General features: G+C 35.6%; 1 protein-coding gene. It reads left to right on the forward strand.

Going from position 1 to position 871, the window contains the following annotated elements:
• The coding region (locus ACFINC_RS10195; protein WP_375617138.1) for a DUF6990 domain-containing protein at window positions 1-871 on the forward strand (871 nt) is incomplete at both ends.

The raw sequence follows: 871 nt of genomic DNA on the forward strand, positions 1-871 counted from the left end.
AGAGTTAACACAAATCTCTGAGCGAATAATACAATGGGCACGCGCACAAGATTTACAAGCATCGATCGAAAGCAAAACACTTGTTCAAAAATATAGCTACAATATAGACATAATCTGGCATTTGGCTTGTTTAGCGTTGACTGGTCGAATTGATATCCTAAAATCTTATCAAAATTTTTTAGAAACAGGTACGATTTCTGAATATTTAGAAGACAGTGAAGTGGAGAAATATGTTAATCACGCCATTCAATTTGCTGAAGAACATCTGAAAATCCTTAATGAGAGAAAAGCCATAGATGATCGTCTTAGTTTGCAAGATTTGTCTTTTCTTAATACAGTTTCTGAAGACTTAAAAAGGATGGACTGGACAGTTTATCGTGATAAAAACTATGATCGTAATGCTTATTTTATAAGTAAAGACCGTATCATCAATATAATGTATAATCTTCAAAGTAATGAAGAAGAGCCGATTGTTGCATTTAAGGCTTCTCTTTCAACACTTGGCTTTTCCACTGCTCATAGAGAGATTTTCTATAATATGCCCCAATATATAGCCCTCAAAGAATCAGAAGATGCGTATACTGTGTCTGGTTCTGAATTGGATGAAGGCAAGCTAAAGCAGATTTGTACAGATATACTTGAGTGGGCTGAGCAGCAAAATGTCAATCAGATCATTTATGATTATGCGGCTTTTTCCCCAGACAGTGAACTTGATCTTGTAGCGCGTCACCTTATTGCGCTTGTTTTGATTGGGGATGTTGAAAAGCTCAAATCTTATAAGGAGAGTTTTAGAAAGGGAAATCCTTTAGGTTTTGTGGAAGAAATCTCAAAATATGATATTGACAACGCTCTTACTCTCGCTCTGTGTTAT

Origin of the sequence: Bartonella sp. AP58NXGY (assembly GCF_042195785.1) — a bacterium.
Taxonomy (GTDB): domain Bacteria; phylum Pseudomonadota; class Alphaproteobacteria; order Rhizobiales; family Rhizobiaceae; genus Bartonella.